The sequence below is a fragment of the Pseudonocardia sp. NPDC049154 genome, assembly GCF_040648315.1.
Taxonomy (GTDB): Bacteria; Actinomycetota; Actinomycetes; order Mycobacteriales; family Pseudonocardiaceae; genus Pseudonocardia.
In genome coordinates this window covers 139191-154690 of sequence record NZ_JBEZDN010000003.1, presented here as the reverse complement: position 1 = coordinate 154690, position 15500 = coordinate 139191, and the positions used below count along the sequence as shown (strand labels likewise).

Sequence of the window (15500 nt, the reverse complement as noted above, 5' to 3'; positions counted from 1 at the left end):
GCCGGTCGGGGCACGAGCGTGCTCAGTCCGCGGCCGGCCCGTCGCGTCCCGGCACCGGGCTCAGGGCGGCGTAGCGGGACCGGTGGTGGTCGGCGGGGCCGAGCTCGTACTCGAGGGCGGTGAGCCGCTTGAAGTAGTGGCCGATCGCGAGCTCCTGGGTCATGCCCATGCCGCCATGGAGCTGGACGGCGTTCTGGCCGACGAAGCGGGCGGCGCGGCTGATCGTGACCTTGGCGGCGGAGGTGGCGCGAGCCCGCTCGGCCGGCTCCGCGTCCAGTCGCAGGGTGGCGAGGTACATGGCTGCCACCGACTGCTCGACCTCCAGGTGCATGTCGACCATGCGGTGCTGCAGCGCCTGGAACGAGCCGATGGCCTGGCCGAACTGCCGACGCTCCTTGCTGTAGGCGACGGTGTCGGCGAGCACCGTGCGCAGGCAGCCCACCGCCTCGGCGGCGAGTGCGGCGAGCGCCTCGTCGAGCGCGGGTGCGAGCACCGTCCAGCCGCGGCCCTCCTCGCCGACGAGCACGTCGGCAGGGACCCGCGCGTCGTCGAGCAGGAGATCGGCCGCGTGCCGGTCGTCGATCGTGCGGAAGCGGTGCACCTGCATTCCCGGAAGATCGACGGGGAGCAGGAACAGCGAGATCCCGTCGAGGTCTCGCTGCCCACCCGAGGTGCGGGCGGTGAGCAGCAGGTGGGTCGCCTGCGGTACGCCGGGCACGACGGCCTTGGCGCCGGTCAGCACCCAGTCCCCGCCGTCCCGTCGCGCCGTGGTCGCCACGGAATGCGCCGTGTGCCCTGACGTCGGTTCGAGCAGGGCGGGGGCGATGCGCACGGAGCCCGCGACGATGCCCTTCAGCAGGTCGCCGGTGCCGTGGAGTCGCCGCAGCACACCCCCGCCGAGCACCACGGTGTCGAGATAGGGCTCGACGACCAGGGCGCGACCGAGCTGTTCGGCGATCACCATCGTCTCCACCGGCCCGCCGCCGGAGCCGCCGACGTCCTCGGGCAGCGTGGCGCCGAGGATCCCGAGGTCCTCGGCGAACGCCCGCCACACCTCGGGCTGCCAGCCGGCCTCCGAGGTCGCGGCCTCCCGGCTACGGGCGAGGTCGTAGCGGTCGGCGAGCCAGTCGGCGAGCGAGTTGCGCAGGAGCTGCTGCTCCGCGGTCAGCGAGAAGTCCATCAGAGTCCCAGTGCCGCCTTCGCGAGGATGTTGCGTTGGATCTCGTTGCTGCCGGCGTAGATCGTCCCGGCCCGGTCGTTGAAGTAGCGCAGCGGCGCCACGGCCTGCCACTCCTTCCCGCTGACGTAGCCGTCGACCGGTGGGGCGAACCCGGCGAGCGGGCCACCCGGCCGCGTCGCGTGCGGCTGGTAGGCGCGTCCGCGCGGCCCCGCTGCCTCCAGCAGCAGCTCGGTCAGCGTCTGGCTCAGCTCGGTACCGAGGATCTTGAGCATCGAGGACGCGGTCCCGGGGTTCTTACCGCCCGCCGCCGCGGACAGCACGCGGAACTCCAGCACCTCGAGCACGTCGATGCGGATCCGGGCGTCGGCGAGCTTGGCGGCGAACGCCGCCGACTCGAGCAGGGGACGCCCGTCCGGCCCGGGCTGCCCGGCCGCGGCCCGAGCCACCTGGTCGGCCATGACCTGCAGCTTCGGGGCGGCGGCACTGCCGCCGCGCTCGAACTCCAGCAGGTACTTCGCGACGGTCCAGCCGTCGTCGATCTCACCGAGGACGTTGGCCTTCGGCACCCGGACGTGGTCGAAGAACTCCTGGTTCTGGATCTGCTCGCCGGAGGTCATCACCAACGGGCGCACGTCGATGCCCGGCGAGCTCATGTCGATCAGCAGGAACGTGATGCCCTGCTGCTTCTTGGCCGCGCGCGAGGTGCGGACCAGGCAGAACATCCAGTTCGCCTCGGTGGCGTGGGTCGTCCAGATCTTGCTCCCGGTGCAGACCAGGTCGTCGCCGTCGGCCTCGGCCGTCATCGACAGCGCGGCGAGGTCCGAGCCGGCCTCGGGCTCGGAGTAGCCCTGGCAGAAGAACACCTCGCCGGTCAGGATCCGGGGCAGGAAGAACTCCTTCTGCTCCGGCGTGCCGAACTCGATCAGCACGTGCGCCACCATGCTGATCCCCATGGGGGACAGCGGAGGTGCGCCGGCCAGGATCGACTCCCGGCTGAAGAGGTAGTGCTGGGTCACCGTCCAGTCGCAGCCGCCGTACTCGACCGGCCACGCCGGCGCGGCCCAGCCACGCTCGTGCAGGATCGCCTGCCACCGCATGCTCGCCTCGTGGTCGGCGTACACGCTCGTCATCAGTCGTCCCGCCCGGCGCAGGTCCGGCGTGAGCTTCTCGTCGAGGAAGGCGCGGACCTCGTCGCGGAAGGCGAGGTCGGCCGTTGACCACTCGAGGTCCATCGTTGCTCCTCCGGCTGACGTCCGAGGCAACCTAACAGATGTAGGTACGTGACGCGTCTGTCGGAAGTGTGCTGCGCGCGGACCGGGGATGCGAGAAGGGTGACCCTGGACACCGCTCACCTAAAGCCTCTAGGCTCGCGGCACCGCGACGTCGAGTGCGCAGCCCCCGCCGCCGACGTCCGTCCGCACACCCGTCCGGCCCGACGAAGGGACACCGGTGACGTCGTACCCGCTGGTGCCCCCGGTCGAGCCGACGGCCATCCCCCGAGTCACCGCGGCCCCGAAGGGACGACCATGACCATCCGTGACGAGCTCCTGATCGACGGCGAGTGGCGCAAGCCCAGTTCGTCGACCCGCATCCCCGTCGTCTCGCCCTCGACCGAGGAGGTCGTCGGCGAGGCCCCCGACGCGAACGCCGCCGACGTCGACGCCGCAGTGAAGGCGGCCCGCCGCTCGTTCGACGAGGGTGTGTGGCGGTTGCGGTCGGTCGAGGAGCGCGCCGAGGTGCTCGAGCGGGCGCTGGGCCTGATCGAGCCGAAGCTCGACGAGATCGGCCGGCTGGTCACGTCGGAGATGGGGCTGCCGACCTCGATCGCCGGCATGCAGATCCCGGGTGCGCTCGCGGTGGGCAAGTACTTCCTCGACGTCGCACGCAACAGCCCGCTGTCCGAGGTCCGGCAGACCATGTACGGCCCCGCCGCGGTGGTGAAGGAGCCGGTGGGCGTCGTGGCGTCGATCGCGCCGTGGAACGGTCCGTTCAACATGGCCGTGTCGAAGATCTGGCCGGCCCTGGTCACCGGGTGCAGCGTGGTCTACAAGCCCGCGCCGGAGACCCCGCTCGACGGGTTCTTCATCGCCGAGGCCCTGCACGAGGCCGGCGTCCCGGCCGGTGTCTTCAACTACCTCACCGGTGACCGGGACGCGGGCCGCGCGCTGGTTGCGCACCCGGGCGTGGACAAGATCAGCTTCACCGGCTCGACGGCCGCGGGCCGCCAGATCGGGCAGGAGGCGGGCGGCAGCTTCAAGCGCCTGCAGCTGGAGCTGGGCGGCAAGTCCGCGGCGATCGTGCTCGACGACGCCGACCTGCAGACCACCATGGCCGGGCTCGCGATGGGCTCGTTCTTCAACACCGGCCAGGTCTGCGCGGCGTACAGCCGGGTGCTGGTGCCGGCCTCGCGCTACGACGAGGTCGTCGGCGCCCTCGTGGCGACCGCGGAGTCGTTCGTGGTCGGGGACCCGTTCGACCCGGCGACGACCATGGGCCCGCTGGTGTCGAAGCGCCAGCAGGAGCGGGTGCTCGGCTACATCGAGGCGGGCAGGGCCGAGGGCGCCACTGTGGCCACCGGCGGCGGCATCCCGGCGGGTCTCGACAAGGGTGCGTTCGTCCAGCCCACCGTGTTCACCGGCGTCGAGAACGGCATGACGATCGCCCAGGAGGAGATCTTCGGGCCGGTCGCCTCGGTGCTCCGCTACGAGACGGTCGACGAGGCGATCGCGATCGCCAACGACTCGGAGTACGGCCTGCACGGCGCCGTGTTCACGACCGACCCGCAGAAGGCGGCGGACGTCGCGCGCCGGGTGCGGACCGGCACGTTCAGCGTCAACTCCTTCGTCTACAACACCGAGGCGCCGTTCGGTGGGGTGAAGTGCTCCGGGGTCGGCCGCGACACCGGTCCGGAGGCGGTCCAGTCGTACTACGAGCTGAAGACCGTGAACCTCACCGAGGACGTCGCGCCCCTCTTCTCCTGAAGTCCACCGGGGCGGCGGCCACCGACCCGCCGCCCCGGGTGCCACCACACCTGGAGGCCCCGTGAGCGGCACCGTCGTCGACGCCCTGACCTGGTGGGTCCGCACCGTCCCCGACCATCCCGCGATCGACTTCGACGGCGACGTCGTGACCTACGCCGAGCTGGACGGGTGGTCGGACGGCCTGGCCGCACGGCTGCGCGACGACGGCGTGGCGGCGGGCGACCGGGTCGGCATCGTCGGGGCGAACAGCCTCGAGTGGTGCGTGGCCGCGGTCGCGGCGTGGAAGGTCGGGGCCGTGGTGTGCGGCTTCAACCAGCGCTTCCTCGCCGCCGAGCTGGGCGCGCTCGTGGCGCTCTGCGAGCCGACCGTCGTGTTCGCCGACGACTCGCACCTCCCGCTGCTCGAGGAGGTGGCCGCGGACGGGGCCGTCGTCGCCGCGCGCAGCCTCCAGGACGTCGTCACGCCGCTGCGGGGCGGGGTGCACCCGCCGGTGCCTGCGCACGACGAGCTGCCCGACGACCCGACCGCGATCGTGTTCACCAGTGGCACGACCGGCACGCCGAAGGGCGTGGTGTTCACCCACCGCACGATCGCCGGGATCATGCACGAGTGGTCGCTGGCCGAGCCGGTGGCACCCAACGACCTCCGCGTCCTGCTGGTGCTGCCGATGTTCACCGCCGCCGGCGTGGTCTGGGGCCTGTCCCGGGCGCTCGTCCAGGGCGGCACGATGTACCTGCAGCCGCGCTTCGACCCGGCCCGCGCCCTCGAGGTGCTGCAGGAGGCCCGGATCACCACCTTCACCGGGCCGCCGATCCTGTTCGAGCAGGTGGCGAGGGTCCCCGGCTTCGACGAGGTGCGGCTGGACCACCTCACCACCGCCTGGGTCGGCGGGGCCCGGGTGCCGGTTCCGCTGCTCGAGCGTTGGCGCCCGCGCGGGGTGGCGCTGCGACAGATGTACGGCCAGACCGAGATCGGCGGCGGGGCGACGGCGATGTCCGCCGAGGGCTCGACCCGCCACCCCGACAAGTGCGGGTGGGGCGGCACGTTCACCCGCATCCGGGTCGTCGACGCCGACGGTCGCGACTGCCCGCCGGGCGAGGTCGGCGAGATCCTCATGCGCGGCCCGGGCATGTTCCCCGGCTACTGGCGCAACGAGGAGGCCACCAAGAAGGCCCTGCGTGGCGGCTGGCTGCACACCGGCGACCTCGGCACCCTCGACGAGGAGAGGCTGCTCGCCTACGTCGACCGGATGGGCGAGATGATCAACTCCGGCGGGTTGAAGATCTCGCCGGCCGAGCTGGAGACGGTCCTGCAGCAGGCGCCCGGCGTCGCCGAGGTGGCCGTGATCCCGGTGCCGGACGAGAAGTTCGGCGAGACACCGGCCGCCGTCGTCCACACCGAGGGCGAGCTGGACCCGGACGCGCTGGTCGCCTTCTGCAACGACCGGATCGCCGACTACAAGGTGCCGCGGTACGTCATCGTCCACGACGGCCCGCTGCCGCGCATGGCGAGCGGGAAGATCGCCAAGCGCGAGCTGCGCGGGGTGTACGCCGACGCCCCGCAGCGCTACCCGAAGGTCCGATGAGGACGGTCCGGGTCGGTGACATCGCACTGGCTGTGCGGGACGAGGGCTCCGGTCCGCCGGTCGTGCTCGTGCACGGCTTCCCCGAGCTCGCATACTCCTGGCGGCACGTGCAGTCGACCCTGGCCGCCGCCGGCTTCCGGGTGCTCGCGCCGGACATGCGCGGCTACGGCGGATCGAGCTGCCCGGCGGAACCCGCGGCCTACGGGATCGAGGAACTGACCGGCGACCTCGTCGGGCTGCTCGACGCGCACGGCTACCGCCGGGCGGTGTTCGTCGGCCACGACTGGGGCGCGACCGTGGTGTGGCAGCTCGCCCTGCTGCACCCCGACCGGGTCGCCGGCCTCGGCGCGTTGAGCGTTCCGTTCACCCCGCGCGCCCGCCGGCTCCCGCTCGAGATCTGGCGCGAGCGCCTGGCGGACCGGTTCTTCTACATCCGGCACTTCCAGGACGAGGGCGTGGCCGACGCGGAGCTGGCCAAGGATCCGGAGCGCACGATGCGGCTCGTCCTCGGCGGGCTGACCGTCGACGCCCTGCTCGGCCCCGACGACGGCCGCGGCTACCTCGACCGTCTCGCCGAGCCGGACCGCCTGCCGCCGTGGTTGTTCGACGCCGACCTGCGCACCTACGCCGAGGCCTTCGCCCGCACGGGGTTCACCGGGCCCCTGAACTGGTACCGGGCGATCGACCGGAACTGGGCGGCCACCCCGCACCTCACCGGGGCCCGCGTCATCGCCCCGTGCCTCTTCCTCGCCGGCACGGACGACCCCGCCCTCGCGGTGATGCCGCACGCCGGTCAGGAGCGCCACCTCGACGACCTCCGTGGCACGGTGCTGCTGCCGGGCGCCGGGCACTGGATCCAACAGGAGCGGCCCGCCGAGGTCACCGAGGCGATCCTGGGGTTCCTGCGCTCGCTCGATCCCTGGTGGACCTGAGGTCGCTCACGCCTACGCCTCCGCCGAGGACACGCGCAGGGCGACGGCGTCGGCGGGGACGGCGGGGTAGGCCTTGCGCAGCTCCGGCTTGGCGATCTTCCCGGAGAAGGTGCGGGGGAGCGGCCCGGCGGCGACCGCGAAGCGCGGCCGCTTGAACCCGGCGAGATCACCCCGGGCCTTCTCGGTGAGGCGGTCGAGCACGGGGGCCGGGTCGCCCGCGCAGTGCACGACGAGCATCGGGACCTCGCCCCACCGCTCGTCCGGCACCCCGATCACGGCCAGCTCGGTGACGCCCTCGACCCCGGCCAGAGCCCGCTCGATCTCCGCGGGGTACACGTTGATGCCACCCGAGATCAGCATGTCCTTGGTGCGGTCGACCACCTTGAGGTAGCCGCGCTCGTCCATGACGCCGAGGTCGCCGGACCTCAGCCAGCCACCCGGGAGCATCGTCGCCGCGGTGGCCTCGGGATTGCGCCAGTACTCGCGCATCACGTGCGCCCCGCGCACCAGGATCTCGCCGACCTCGCCGGGAGCGGCGGTGGCGGAGTGGTCGGCGGGATCGGCCGCGGCGATGCGGATCGCCGTCCCCATGATCGCCTTGCCCGCGTATCCCGGGTACGCCGCGGCGTCCTCCGCCCGCAACGCGCTGATCAACCCCGAGGCCTCGGTCATGCCGTAGACCTGCACGAGCGAGACGCCCCGCTCGCGGTAGGTCTCCAGCAGGTCCAACCGCACCGGCGCCCCGCCCACCGCGGCCGAGACCAGTGAGGAGAGATCGCGCCGGGCGAAGTCGGGCGACTGCGCCATCCGCTCCCACAGCACCGGCACGGTGGTGAGGGCCGAGATCCGGTGCCGCTCGATCATGTCGAGGTAGCGGTCCGGGTCGAAGTCCCGCTCCAGCACCATCGTGCCGCCCGCGTACACCGTGAACTGCATGAAGCAGGAGATGACGGCCCCGGTGTAGACCAGCGGGACGGCGACCAGGATCCGGTCCCGCCAGCTCAGCCCCTCGGAGACCACCTTGGCCTCGGCGGGCGCGAGGACGCTGCGGTGGGTCAGCACCGCGCCCTTCTGCACGCCCGTGGTGCCGGAGGTGTAGCAGAGGAACGCGGCGTCGTCGTCGGCGATCTCGACGGCCGGCGGCGTGGTCCCGACCGACAGCAGCTCGGCGTACCCGGGCAGGTCGGTGCCGCCGAGGCACACGACGTCGAGGGGCTGTGCGGCGGCCGCGACCTCCAGGGCCGGGGCCAGCGCCTCCTCGGTGACCACGACCCGGCAGTCGGCGTCGAGCACGAGCGGGGCGAGCTCGCCGGCCGTGAGCCGCACGTTGAGCGGCACGCTGACCGCGCCGAGCTTGAGCGTCCCGAGGATGACGTGCACCAGCTCGGGGCGGTTGCCCAGCAGCGCGCCCACGCGGTCCCCCGGGCGAACCCCGCGCGCGGCGAGGCCCGCGGCGACGGCGTCCGTGACGGCGTCGAGCTCCGCCCAGTTCTGCCGCACGTCGCCGCAGATCAGGGCCTCGTGCTCGGGGCGCCAGTGACCCCAGAAACGCACCAGCTCGGCGAGGTTCACGGCGCACCACTCCTGTCGGCGTCGACGGTGGTCCGGACGTGCCGTTCGGGAGTGGCACGGGCCGGGCGGTCTCACCCGAGCGGGTGGCCGCACCGACCCTGACACATGAGACAGTACGCGTCAATCGTCTCGTGAACGATCAGGTGGTGTGGACGATCAGCACGTCCACCCCGGCGGAGCGTGCGGCCTCCCCGGGAACGGAGCCGAGCAGGCGCCCGACCAGGGAGCCGAGCCCGCGGTTGCCGACGACGAGCAGGTCGGCGGCGTTGTCGCGGACGGCGCGGGTCAGGACCTCGACGGGGTCGCCGTCGGCGGCCGACGTGCGGACGCGGTCGGCCGCGAGCTCGCGGGCGGCGTGGTCGCGGGCGGTGCGGAGGGTCTCCTCGGCCGGCGTCCAGCCGTGGACGAGGTGGGACTCCTCCTTGAGGGCGTCGTCGGCGGGGCCGGTGTCCTTCTCGGTGGGGTGGTACGCCGAGACGATCACGAGGCCGGCGCCGTGCGCGTGCGCGACGGCCGCGGCCCGGGTGACCGCGGCGTAGGAGGTGTCGGAGCCGTCGGTACCGACGACGACGGTGGAGTAGGCGGGCATCGGTGCCTCCTGGTGGGTCGGGCCGGTCTCAGCGGACCCGCGGCAGCTCGGTGGTCGGGTCGTCGCCTGGGCCGACGCGCGGGATCGCGCGGGTCGGGTCCTCCGGGCGGCCGTAGGGGGCGGCCCCGTTGACCTGGGCGCGCGCCTGCGGGGCGGCGGACTGGGCGAAGGACCGGCGGATGGCCTCCTGTGCCGCGGGGGGGAGGGTGTGGAGCATGTCGAGCACGCGCTTCTGCCGGCGGGCAACGGCCTTGCGTTCGGGCAGCCCGGCGGTCGCGGTGAGCTGGGGCTTGATCGGGGGGAGGCCGTCGAGCTCGCCGACCTCGGCCATCTCCCGGGCGGCCTGGGCGGTGTCCTTCTCCTCGGACATGCCGATCGGGCCCTGGCGGCGGCCGTTGAGGAACTGGGCGACGACGGGGTCGTCGCTGGTGAGCAGGACCTCGCGGGGGCCGAACATGGCGAGGTGCTTGCGGTAGAGCATGCCGATGTTGTCCGGCACGGTCTGGGCGGTGTTGATGTCGTGGGTGACGATGAGGAACGTGGAGTCGGTCTGGGCGTTCAGGTCGATGATCAGCTGGTTCAGGTAGGCCGTGCGGACGGGGTCGAGGCCGGAGTCGGGCTCGTCGAACAAGATGATCTCGGGATCGAGCACGAGGGCGCGGGCCAGCCCGGCGCGTTTGCGCATGCCGCCGGAGATCTCGCCGGGCAGCTTCATCTCGTCGCCCTTGAGGCCGACCATGTCCATCTTCTCCATGACGATGTCGCGGATCTGCGACTCGCTCCTCCTGGTGTGCTCGCGCAGCGGGAAGGCGATGTTGTCGTAGAGGTTCATGGAGCCGAACAACGCGCCGTCCTGGAACAGCACGCCGAAGAGCTTGCGCAGTTCGTACAGCTTGGACTCGTTGCAGCGCACCAGGTCGGTGTCGTGGATGACGATGGAGCCCTTCTCCGGCTTGAGCAGCCCGATCAGGGACTTCAGGAACACCGACTTGCCGGTGCCCGAGGGACCGAGCAGGACCGACACCTCGCCCGGGGGCAGGGTGAGGGTGACGTCGGACCAGATGTTGGCGCGGCCGAAGGACTTGGACAGTCCCTCGACGGTCACCTCGACACCGGGCATGGGAGCACCTCCGTGGGCTCGTCGCGCGGGTCCGGCGCCCTACCTAATGGCCCTAGGGAGATGCGGTACGCTGTGGTGCGCGTCACCGACGTCGCCTCGAGCCGCGGTTTGACGCTCTGACCTGCGGTTCCGGGTAGATTTGATACGTACAACGCAATCTGTCAGATGAAGCATCGTCGTGCGGGATCGTTTCACCTGGACGTGTGAGAGTTCGTCAGGAATCTGCTGTTCACGGGCCGGGTCTCCGCACCGCTGCTCCGATCTTGCGTTACGAACGACGTAACTTGTCGCGCTACCCGTCGTTGAGCCCCTCGACGGACGCCGGATCCCCGACCGCGCCCGTCGCGCAAGGCCCGTCCCCGCGCAGTCCCCGCAGTCTCAGTGCAGAGGCCCAGATGCAGCAGCTCCCCACCGCAAGCCGGCCGCGCCTCTCCCCGTCCCCCCGGACGGGGGCGTGATGGCGGCTCCCACTCTGACGCGCGTCGTCAAGCCCATCGGCGGCTTCTTCGCGTTCACGCTCGACACCTTCGTGGCGATGTTCAAGCCGCCCTTCCAGTGGCGCGAGTTCGTCCAGCAGACCTGGTTCGTCGCGTCCGTGTCGCTCGGCCCGGCGATCCTGCTGGGCATCCCCTTCGTCGCGCTGGTGACGTTCCAGTTCAACCTGATCCTGGTCGAGATCGGCGCCATCGACCTGTCGGGCTCGGGCTCGGGCTTCGCCACGGTCACCCAGATCGGCCCCGTCGCGACGACGTTCATCATCGCCGGCGCCTCGTCGACGGCCATCTGCGCCGACATCGGCGCCCGGAAGATCCGCGAGGAGCTCGACGCCATGGAGGTGCTGGGCATCGACACCGTCCAGCGCCTCGTCGTCCCGCGGGTGCTGGCCACGGCGGTGAACGCCTTCCTGCTCAACGGCGTGATGATCCTGATCGGGCTGTCCGGCGGGTTCGTGTTCGGCGTGTTCCTGCAGGGCGCCTCGCCGGGCCAGTACGTCGACTCGATGAAGCTGCTGGTCGGCTTCCCGGACCTGGTCCACGGCGAGATCCGCGCCGTGGTGTTCGGCGTGGTGGGCGCCCTGATCGGCTGCTACCGCGGCATGACGTGTGCGGCCGGGCCGCGCGGCGTGGGCAACGCGGTGAACGAGACGGTGGTCTACACGTTCCTGGCGCTGTTCCCGATCAACATCCTGCTCACCCAGATCCCCTACTCGCTCGGCATCGTCGGAGGCCACTGAGATGAGTGCACGGACGGTGGCCGAGGGGGCGAGGCGGGCGCTGAGGGCGCCGCTGAACCTGCTCGACGACCTCGGCCGGCAGGCCGAGTTCTACGGCAAGTCGATCGCCTGGACCCCGAAGGCGGTCAAGTCCTACAAGACCGAGCAGGTCCGGCTGATCGCCGAGGTCGGCATGTCCTCCGGCGCGCTCGCGGTGATCGGCGGCTCGTCGGTGATCACGCTGTTCATCACGCTGTTCGCCGGGGTGACGGGCGGGGTGCAGACCTTCGATGCCCTGCAGAACCTGCAGCTCGAAGCGCTGGGCGGGTTCGCCTCGGCGATCATCAACCCGCGGCTGCTCACCCCGATCGTCGCCGGCGCCGCCCTGGCGGCCACGGTCGGTTCCGGCTTCACCGCCCAGCTCGGCGCGATGCGGGTGTCGGAGGAGATCGACGCGCTGGAGGTCATCGGCGTCCGGTCGCTGCCCTATCTCGTCACGACGCGCCTGGTGGCGGGCATGATCACCATCATCCCGATCTTCGCGATGGCGATGTGCGGGGCCTGGATCGGCTGGAAGCTGACCCAGGTCAACTTCTTCGGGCTGTCCGAGGGCACGTACGACCACTACATGGACACGTTCATGCAGTGGCAGGACGTCCTGTACTCCTTCGCCCAGGCCGTCGGGATCGCCGTGGTGGTGATCCTGATCCACACCTACTACGGCTACACCGCCTCCGGCGGCCCCGCCGGCGTGGGCCGCGCGGTCGGCAAGGCCGTCCGCACGAGCCTGATCGCGGTGCTCGCCGTCGAGCTGGCGATCTCCATGGCGCTCTACGCCGACTCCGACGCCTTCCGGATCTCGGGGTAGGCGGCCGTGTCACAGTCGATCAAGCTCAAGGTCTACGCCCTGATCCTGCTGGGCGTCATCGGCGGGTTCGCCGCGCTGTGCGTCGCCGTCTACAACAAGGCCTTCACCTCGACCGTGCCCGTCTACGTGCGGGCCGACCGGACCGGCCTGCAGATGTACCCCGGCAACCGGGTGCAGCTGCTCGGCGTCGACGTCGGCGAGGTCGGCGACGTCGCCCTCGACGACGGCGGGAGGACGGTCGAGATCACGCTGAAGATGGACCCCGACAAGCTCGGCGCGATCCCGGCCAACGCCGGGGTCCAGCTGAACCAGCTCACGGCCTTCGGCGCCAAGACCGTGGGCATCACCGTGCCCGCGCAGCCCTCGACCGTCCGGCTCGCGGCGAACGACACGCTCATGACCGACCGCGTCACCGTCGAGGTCAACACCCTGTTCGACCACCTCGACTCGGTGCTGACCACGCTGCAGCCGGACAAGGTCAGCGCCTTCCTCGGCAACATGGCCCAGGCCCTGCAGGGCCGCGGCGCGCAGATCGGCGAGACCGCCGGCGAGCTCGAGGCCTACCTGCGCCGGTTCAACGAGAACCTCCCGGACCTGCAGCGCACGCTCGCCAGCGGGGCGGACCTGACGAACCTCTACGCGGACATCACCCCGGACCTGACGAACCTGCTCGACAACGCAGCCTTCACCAGCCGGACCATCGTGGACCAGCAGGCCCAGCTGGACAGCTTCTTCTACCAGGTCACCCGGCTCTCCGGGGTCGGCGCCGACTTCTTCCGGCAGAACGGCGACAACCTGGAGGAGGTCGTGCACACCGCGCTGCCGACCACCGACCTGCTGCGCGAGTACTCCCCGGAGTTCGCCTGCTTCCTCCAGGGCATGGACGAGGGCCGCAAGCGGCTCGAGAAGACCCAGGGCGACACCGTCCCCGGCCTGGTCGGCAACACGACCTTCGAACCGGGTGACCGCGCCTACGACAGCCCCCCGATCGTCGCGGCGACGGGCGGACCGAACTGCAACGGCCTGCCCTCCGTCGACGGCCTGAGCACGCCGCCGCAGCTGCTGCGCAACGTCGACGAGGGCGGTGAGCCCAACCCGGACCCGGGTGACAACACCCTGCGGATCGGCGACCCGCCGCTCGTGGCGCAGCTGTTCGGCCCGCTCGCCGCCCAGGGCGCGGCGCAGCAGGGAGGTGCGCGATGAGCAGCAGCAACGCGCAGGCCATCGCCGCGCCGCTCACGAAGAGCATCGTCTTCGTGGTCGTCACGCTGATGGTGCTCGGCCTGATCGGCTTCGAGCTGTCCGGCGGCGGCTGGTTCTCCGCCACCAAGGAGTACTCGGCGGTCTTCCGGGACACGTCCGGTCTCAGGGCCGGCGACTCGGTGCGGATCGCCGGCGTGAAGGTCGGCAAGGTCGCCGACGTCGAGGTGTACGACAACACCCAGGGCAAGGTGACCTTCGACGTCGAGGCCGACCGGACCCTGCCGCAGGGGGTCCTGGCCTCCGCCCGGTACCTCAACCTCACCGGCGACCGGTACCTGGCGCTGAGCGAGGGCCCGGGCAGCACCGCCCCGCTGGAGGAGGGCGCCACGCTCCCGGTCGCGCAGACCACGCCGGCGCTCGACCTGGACGTGCTGCTCGCGGGCTTCAACCCGCTGTTCGAAGGTCTCGCACCGGAGAAGATCAACTCGCTGACGCAGGACGTCATCTCGGTGTTCCAGGGCGAGGGCGGCACGATCGAGTCCCTGCTCGCGCGGGCGGCCTCCCTGACCAACACGCTCGCCGACCGCGACCAGGTGATCGGCCAGGTCGTCACCAACCTCAACACGGTGCTGGGCACGCTCGACCAGCACGCCCCCCAGATCGACCGGACCATCGACCAGCTCCAGGAGCTGATCAGCGGGCTCAACGACGACCGGGGCCGGATCGGCCGGTCGTTCGACGACATCGACCGGCTGGTCAGCGGCACCGACAAGCTGCTGGGCAAGCTCCGCGGCCCGCTGAAGGGGACCGTCGACCAGGTCGGTCGCGTCGCCACGCTGGTGAACGAGGGCCAGGAAGCCGTCGACACCAACCTGTCGCTGCTGCCCGGTGCCTACCTGCGGGTCAGCCGCCTCGGCTCCCGCGGCGCCACCTACAACCTGTTCATCTGCTCCCTGCGGCTCAAGCTCACCGGGCCGGACGGGCAGCCGATGTACACGCCGTGGGTCGGCCCGTCGGACAACGTCGACCGGTGCAAGCCGAACATCGAGCCGCTCGAGACCCCGGAGCAGCGCGAGGCGTTCGACCCGGTCGTCGAGGAGCGCCGGGAGAACCCGCCGGGCACCGGGCCGGGGGAGAACCCGAACCCGGTCGACGCCCCGGCCCCGCAGCCGCAGGCCCAGGAGGGAGAGCGATGAAGCTCCGGTTCCGGGAGAAGAACCCGGTCGTGATCGCGATCGCCGGCCTGGCCGGGCTGCTGGTCCTGCTGTTCGGCTCGTTCCAGCTGGCCGCGCTGCCGGTCTTCGCGGGTACGACCTACGAGGCCCGGTTCGCCGAGGGCGGCGGCCTCAAGGCGGGCGACCGCGTCAAGGTCGCCGGGACCGAGGTCGGCAAGGTGAAGTCGGTCGACCTCGAGGGCGCCGACGTCGTCGTCACCTTCACGGCCAAGGGGGTGACGCTCGGCGACGCCACCCGGGCGGCGATCAAGACCCAGACCCTGCTCGGCGAGCGGAACCTGGGCCTGGAGCCGGCCGGCGACGGGGAGATGGGCTCCGGGGACACGATCCCGCTGGAGCGCACCACCTCGCCCTACAGCGTCACCCAGGGCATCGAGGACCTCACCAGGCGCACCGGCGAGGTCGACATGGACCAGCTCGGGCAGGCCATGGACACCTTCTCCGACGCCTTCGCCGACACCCCGGACGAGATCGCGCCGGCCTTCGCGGGCATCACGCGGATCTCGCAGACCATCGCCTCGCGGGACCGGGCGCTGCGGGAGCTGTTCGACCACGCGGAGAAGGTCACCGAGGTGCTCAAGACCAACACGGGGCAGCTGTCGACCCTGCTGGTCGACGGCAACACCCTGCTGCAGGAGCTGGAGCAGCGCCGGGAGGCGATCCACAGCCTGCTCGTGAACACCAAGGCGGTCGCCGACCAGATCGTGGGCCTGACCGAGGAGCAGCGGAACCGGCTCGCGCCGGCCCTGGACCAGCTCAACTCCGCGATGGAGGTGCTCAAGCGCAACGAGGGCAACATCGTCTCCTCGGTCCAGCGCGTGTCGAGCTTCATCACCGGCCTCGGCGAGGGCCTGTCGACCGGCCCGTACTTCACCGGACACGGCGACCTCTCCGGCCTGGCCCCGACGCTGTTCCCGGTCAGCGACTACATCCCCAGCCTCACGGTGCCGACCAACCCGGTCGCCGGGTCGGTGCCGGAGCTGCCGGCGCCGTCGAACCTCATCGGACTGGGAGGCAACTGA

At 71.5% G+C, this 15500-nt stretch carries 13 protein-coding genes; 8 read left to right on the top strand and 5 right to left on the bottom strand.

Annotation, left to right across the window (positions count from 1 at the left end; translation table 11 throughout):
- Positions 1-22: 22 nt before the first annotated feature.
- Complete coding sequence (locus tag AB0B41_RS03440) at positions 23-1180, bottom strand: acyl-CoA dehydrogenase family protein (protein WP_358198473.1); 1158 nt, start codon at positions 1178-1180, stop codon at positions 23-25.
- Entirely contained in the window at positions 1180-2412 is a 1233-nt protein-coding gene (locus AB0B41_RS03435) for an acyl-CoA dehydrogenase family protein (RefSeq protein WP_358198471.1), read from the bottom strand. The genes AB0B41_RS03440 and AB0B41_RS03435 overlap by 1 nt, the downstream gene beginning before the upstream one ends.
- 294 nt (positions 2413-2706) lie before the next feature.
- On the opposite strand from AB0B41_RS03435, the gene AB0B41_RS03430 reads away from it, so the two are divergent.
- The 3 genes from AB0B41_RS03430 to AB0B41_RS03420 all read left to right on the top strand — a co-directional run bounded on the left by AB0B41_RS03430 (position 2707) and on the right by AB0B41_RS03420 (position 6678).
- Entirely contained in the window at positions 2707-4161 is a 1455-nt protein-coding gene (locus AB0B41_RS03430; RefSeq protein ID WP_358198469.1) for an aldehyde dehydrogenase, read from the top strand.
- Positions 4162-4222: 61 nt separating this feature from the next.
- Complete coding sequence (locus AB0B41_RS03425) at positions 4223-5746, top strand: AMP-binding protein (protein ID WP_358198467.1); 1524 nt, start codon at positions 4223-4225, stop codon at positions 5744-5746.
- On the top strand, positions 5743-6678 hold the full coding sequence (locus AB0B41_RS03420; RefSeq protein ID WP_358198465.1) for an alpha/beta hydrolase: 936 nt from the start codon (positions 5743-5745) through the stop codon (positions 6676-6678). Before AB0B41_RS03425 ends, AB0B41_RS03420 begins: the two co-directional genes overlap by 4 nt.
- Before the next feature lie 12 nt (positions 6679-6690).
- Here the strand turns inward: AB0B41_RS03420 and AB0B41_RS03415 are convergent, their stop codons facing one another.
- The 3 genes from AB0B41_RS03415 to AB0B41_RS03405 all read right to left on the bottom strand — a co-directional run bounded on the left by AB0B41_RS03415 (position 6691) and on the right by AB0B41_RS03405 (position 9959).
- Positions 6691-8250, bottom strand: a complete 1560-nt coding sequence (locus tag AB0B41_RS03415) for an AMP-binding protein (RefSeq protein WP_358198463.1) — start codon at positions 8248-8250, stop codon at positions 6691-6693.
- A 139-nt stretch (positions 8251-8389) separates the two neighbouring features.
- Positions 8390-8839 (bottom strand): universal stress protein, encoded by a 450-nt coding sequence (locus AB0B41_RS03410; protein WP_358198461.1) that lies wholly within the window; start codon positions 8837-8839, stop codon positions 8390-8392.
- Positions 8840-8867: 28 nt separating this feature from the next.
- Positions 8868-9959, bottom strand: a complete 1092-nt coding sequence (locus AB0B41_RS03405) for an ATP-binding cassette domain-containing protein (RefSeq protein ID WP_358198459.1) — start codon at positions 9957-9959, stop codon at positions 8868-8870.
- 457 nt (positions 9960-10416) lie between these two features.
- Here AB0B41_RS03405 and AB0B41_RS03400 point away from each other — a divergent pair, with 457 nt between their 5' ends.
- Genes AB0B41_RS03400 through AB0B41_RS03380 form a run of 5 tightly spaced genes read left to right on the top strand, consistent with a single transcriptional unit; the run spans position 10417 to position 15500 of the window.
- Complete coding sequence (locus AB0B41_RS03400) at positions 10417-11193, top strand: ABC transporter permease (RefSeq protein ID WP_358198457.1); 777 nt, start codon at positions 10417-10419, stop codon at positions 11191-11193.
- Position 11194: 1 nt separating this feature from the next.
- Positions 11195-12040, top strand: a complete 846-nt coding sequence (locus AB0B41_RS03395) for an ABC transporter permease (RefSeq protein WP_358198455.1) — start codon at positions 11195-11197, stop codon at positions 12038-12040.
- A gap of 6 nt (positions 12041-12046) precedes the next feature.
- On the top strand, positions 12047-13243 hold the full coding sequence (locus AB0B41_RS03390) for an MCE family protein (RefSeq protein WP_358198453.1): 1197 nt from the start codon (positions 12047-12049) through the stop codon (positions 13241-13243).
- Positions 13240-14439: an MCE family protein gene (locus tag AB0B41_RS03385; protein ID WP_358198452.1), complete on the top strand. Its 1200-nt coding sequence runs from the start codon at positions 13240-13242 to the stop codon at positions 14437-14439. Before AB0B41_RS03390 ends, AB0B41_RS03385 begins: the two co-directional genes overlap by 4 nt.
- Positions 14436-15500, top strand: coding sequence for an MCE family protein (locus AB0B41_RS03380; protein WP_358198450.1), 1065 nt, complete (start codon positions 14436-14438; stop codon positions 15498-15500). The genes AB0B41_RS03385 and AB0B41_RS03380 overlap by 4 nt, the downstream gene beginning before the upstream one ends.

What these genes read in the sequence shown, in the direction of transcription:
- AB0B41_RS03405 (WP_358198459.1), bottom strand. Translation starts at nt 9,959, where the DNA reads ATGCCCGGTGTCGAGGTGACCGTCGAGGGACTGTCCAAGTCCTTCGGC.
- AB0B41_RS03430 (WP_358198469.1), top strand. Translation starts at nt 2,707, where the DNA reads ATGACCATCCGTGACGAGCTCCTGATCGACGGCGAGTGGCGCAAGCCC.
- AB0B41_RS03400 (WP_358198457.1), top strand. Translation starts at nt 10,417, where the DNA reads ATGGCGGCTCCCACTCTGACGCGCGTCGTCAAGCCCATCGGCGGCTTC.
- AB0B41_RS03380 (WP_358198450.1), top strand. Translation starts at nt 14,436, where the DNA reads ATGAAGCTCCGGTTCCGGGAGAAGAACCCGGTCGTGATCGCGATCGCC.
- AB0B41_RS03435 (WP_358198471.1), bottom strand. Translation starts at nt 2,412, where the DNA reads ATGGACCTCGAGTGGTCAACGGCCGACCTCGCCTTCCGCGACGAGGTC.
- AB0B41_RS03440 (WP_358198473.1), bottom strand. Translation starts at nt 1,180, where the DNA reads ATGGACTTCTCGCTGACCGCGGAGCAGCAGCTCCTGCGCAACTCGCTC.
- AB0B41_RS03395 (WP_358198455.1), top strand. Translation starts at nt 11,195, where the DNA reads ATGAGTGCACGGACGGTGGCCGAGGGGGCGAGGCGGGCGCTGAGGGCG.
- AB0B41_RS03385 (WP_358198452.1), top strand. Translation starts at nt 13,240, where the DNA reads ATGAGCAGCAGCAACGCGCAGGCCATCGCCGCGCCGCTCACGAAGAGC.
- AB0B41_RS03420 (WP_358198465.1), top strand. Translation starts at nt 5,743, where the DNA reads ATGAGGACGGTCCGGGTCGGTGACATCGCACTGGCTGTGCGGGACGAG.
- AB0B41_RS03410 (WP_358198461.1), bottom strand. Translation starts at nt 8,839, where the DNA reads ATGCCCGCCTACTCCACCGTCGTCGTCGGTACCGACGGCTCCGACACC.